At 64.4% G+C, this 3,454-nt stretch carries 4 protein-coding genes; 2 read left to right on the forward strand and 2 right to left on the reverse strand.

Translation table 11 applies throughout. The features are described from left to right. Positions 1–131: 131 nt before the first annotated feature. The gene (locus tag KJQ12_RS02460) at positions 132–1,082 is read right to left on the reverse strand and encodes an NADP-dependent oxidoreductase (RefSeq protein ID WP_213483333.1); all 951 of its coding nucleotides are present in this window, start codon (positions 1,080–1,082) and stop codon (positions 132–134) included. Between the two features lie 168 nt (positions 1,083–1,250). Here KJQ12_RS02460 and KJQ12_RS02465 point away from each other — a divergent pair, with 168 nt between their 5' ends. Next, entirely contained in the window at positions 1,251–1,841 is a 591-nt protein-coding gene (locus KJQ12_RS02465) for a TetR/AcrR family transcriptional regulator (protein ID WP_213483334.1), read from the forward strand. Positions 1,842–1,877: 36 nt separating this feature from the next. On the opposite strand, the gene KJQ12_RS02470 is transcribed toward KJQ12_RS02465, so the two are convergent. Next, entirely contained in the window at positions 1,878–2,876 is a 999-nt protein-coding gene (locus KJQ12_RS02470) for an NADP-dependent oxidoreductase (RefSeq protein ID WP_213483335.1), read from the reverse strand. A gap of 196 nt (positions 2,877–3,072) precedes the next feature. Here KJQ12_RS02470 and KJQ12_RS02475 point away from each other — a divergent pair, with 196 nt between their 5' ends. After that, positions 3,073–3,387: a winged helix-turn-helix transcriptional regulator gene (locus KJQ12_RS02475; protein WP_280529241.1), complete on the forward strand. Its 315-nt coding sequence runs from the start codon at positions 3,073–3,075 to the stop codon at positions 3,385–3,387. The last annotated feature ends 67 nt before the right edge of the window (positions 3,388–3,454 follow it).

Raw genomic sequence — 3,454 nt, forward strand, 5'->3', positions numbered from 1 at the left:
CCTAAGCCCGCTCCACAATTGGTTTTACATTGATTTTCTAGGTGCGAAAGTTGAGTTTTGAATTCCCGCGCAGCAATTTTCATCAGTATAGCAAAGTGAAGACCGATTGAACACAACCATGCGGCTGCCGCTTACCCGGACCGGACGCAGATCACGATTTTCCCGCGCGCCCGCCGGCTTTCGCTCCGCACGTGCGCCTTCGCCGTCTCTTCCAGCGGAAACACCGAATCGATCGACACGTGCAGCCTGCCTTCGTCGACCAGACTGGACAGTTGATCCAGCACGGCGGAGGAGAAGGGCGGGAACTGCACCTCCTGAACTTCGACCGCCGCTTCCGCCGCCTTCCCGGCCGAATGACGGCCGAAGGCGATCGGCACAAGCCGGCCGCCCGGTTTCAGCGCGTCGATGAGCCAATCCCGGTCGCCGCCGGCCGCCGTGTCGAGGACGAGGTCCGCGCTGCCCGCGAGCTCCGCCGGCATTCCGGCCGCGTAGTCGATGAATTCGTCGACGCCCAGTTCCCGCAGGAAGCGCTCGTTCCGGGCGGAAGCCGTCCCGATGACGCGCGCCCCCTTCCAGCGGGCGAGCTGCACCGCCAGATGGCCGACGCCGCCTGCGGCGCCGTTGATCAGCACTGTCTGGCCGGGTTCCAGCCGTCCCTGCTCGAACAGCGCGTGCCAGGCGGTGAAGCCGGACTGGGGCAGCGCCGCCGCTTCGATGAACGTGGCCGCAGACGGCTTGCGCGCGAGCTGTCCGGCGGGCACAACCGCGTATTCCGCGCAGCCGCCGCTGTCCGCCGTCATCCCGTACACGGCGTCGCCCGGCCGGAAGCCGGCGTCCGCGCCGCCCGCGGCGACGGTCCCCGCCACGTCCCAGCCGGGAATATAGGGGAGCCCGAAGCGGTCGCCGGCCAGTCCGGACCGGATCTGCCAGTCGCCCGGATTGACGCCCGCGGCGTGGACGCGGACGAGCACCTCGCCTTCACCCGGCACCGGTACGGGCACTTCCTCCAGACGAAGCACTTCGGGTCCGCCGAAGACGGAAAACCGGATCGCCTTCATCTTCCCGGGCACTTCCATGACCATGTTCGCACCTCCCGTTCCATATTGATTCCATACCCGTCGTCCACTAAAATTGTAGGAACCCGGGAATCGAGGGACAACGGACAATGCGGGCCGTCCGTCGGTTACCCGACAAACGGGCGGAATTGTCGTGCAGCATGGCCGGAACGGGCAGAAGGGTGCGGAGGAGCGATGGCGACGGAGGGACGGGAAGCCGACCGCAGGAGCAGAAGGTCGCGGGAACTGCTCAAGCGGTCGTTCGCGGAACTGATGCGGGAAAAAGGGTTCACCGCGATGACGATCAAGGACATCACCGACCGGGCGGACGTGCACCGGGGGACGTTCTACGCCCATTTTCCCGACAAATTCGCGCTGCTCGAGCAGTCCATCCGCGACAAGTTCCGCTTCCTGCTGGAAGGGCGGCTTCCGGCGGACGCGGGCTTCAATCCGGAGCATCTGCGCCTGCTCGTCCGCACGGTGCTGGAGCATGTCCGGTCGCTGTACGGCCGCTGCAACCCGGTCGATACGGTCGATCCGCTGTTCGAACGGGCGATCCGCGGCGAGCTGGCCGGGCTGCTCAAGGATTGGCTTGCGCGGATCGGCGCGGAGCAGCCGGCCGGCGTTCCCGCCGACACGATGGCGCTCATGATGAGCTGGGCGATCTTCGGCGCCGCGGTCGAATGGAGCAGGGGCCGGGACGCGATCGGCGTGGACGACATGACTGACCGCGTGCTGGCCGTGCTGACCGACGGGGCGCGCGGCTTGCTGTCGGACGGCGGCTGACGCAAGGACGATTCAAACGTCAGGATGGCGCTATCGTCAGGACGGCCGCTCGTCCTCCGCGCCGACGCGCAGCAGAATTCGGCCCCGGCCGTGGCCGCTCTCGCTTTTCGCGTGCGCCTTGTCCGCTTCGCCAAGCGGGAAGACGGAATCGATCTTCGCCTTGAGTGTTTCGTTGGCGATCATTTGCGCAATGGTCAGGAGCTGCTCGTATGACGGGTACCCGTAGTTGAAGGTTGCCCTGACGCCGTGCGCTTCCGCTTGTTCACGGGAGGGAGGCTGCGTCAGGGCGACAAGAACGCCTCCCCGCTTCAGGACGGCCCATGACCGGTCCTGCGTCTCGCCCCCGACGCCGTCGATGACGAGATCAACATCCTTCACGGTTTCTGCAAACGCCGTCTTTGCATAATCGATGACCTCGTCCGCGCCCAGGGACATTACGAAATCCGCATTGGCCGCCGAGCAGGTGGCGATGACGCGGGCGCCCTTCCATTTCGCGAGCTGCACCGCGAACTGTCCCACGCCGCCTGCCGCGGCGTGTATGAGCACTGTCTGGCCCGCCTGAAGATTTCCTTCGGCGAACAGTGCGTGCCACGCCGCGTCCGCTCCCGCCCGGATCGCGGCGGCATCCTCGAAGGAGAGGCCGTCCGGCATCTTCACCAGCGCCTTCGCCGGAACGGCGCCTTCCGGGTTTTCCGCTCCGTCCGGCCGGACGGCCGGAGCGACGCCGTATTCCGCATAGGCACCGTCGAACGCCCCGAACACGCGGTCGCCGACCTTGAAATCCGTCACGCCCGGACCAAGCGCTTCGATGACGCCGGATGCGTAAAAGCCGGGAACATACGGGAACGTCTTCGGAAATACGTTATGCGCCGATCCGCTCCGGATTTTCCAGTCCAGCGGGATGACGGACGCATAGCGGATTTTGACCAGCGCTTCGCCGGCTCCGGGGACGGGACGGTCGATTTGCTCCAGTCTCAGCACTTCGGGCCCGCCGTATTCGCGGACGACAACCGCCTGCATTTTGCCATCGGACATCGGGAATTCCTCCTTGGAATGTGGTTTCTTGCACTGTCGTGTGCCGATTTGCAGTATAATCGATACGGTATCGGAGTCGTAAGTACGCACTTTCCCGTAACGTAGTACCCTGTAAGAAACCTTGGTTGAAAGGAACGTGCCGGTCGTGGGAGCTGGTGAAGGAACGGAGCTTGATTTTTGTCCCGTGGAGGAAACGTTGTCAGTCATCGGCGGCAAGTGGAAGGTAGTCATACTCTGGCGGCTCGTCGGCGGCACCAGACGGTTCAACGAGCTGCTCCGCTCGATCCCGAACATTACCCGAAAAATGTTGACGGAACAGCTGCGGGAGCTCGAGCAGGACAACCTGATCATCCGGACGGTCTATCATCAGGTGCCCCCGAAAGTCGAATACGCGCTGAGCGAGTACGGCAGGACGTTCATTCCGGTCATGGAGGCAATGGCCGGTTGGGGAATCGCGCACCGCTCGCGGAAGGAAGCGGAGCAGACGCAAAACGGCATCACATCGACGTGATGCCGTTTCATGCTGTACGCCCGGCATGGGCGTCATCTCTACGGTGAAAGTCCGGAATGGGGGCTGG

It is taken from the genome of Thermobacillus xylanilyticus, assembly GCF_907165215.1.
Taxonomy (GTDB): Bacteria; Bacillota; Bacilli; order Paenibacillales; family Paenibacillaceae; genus Thermobacillus; species Thermobacillus xylanilyticus.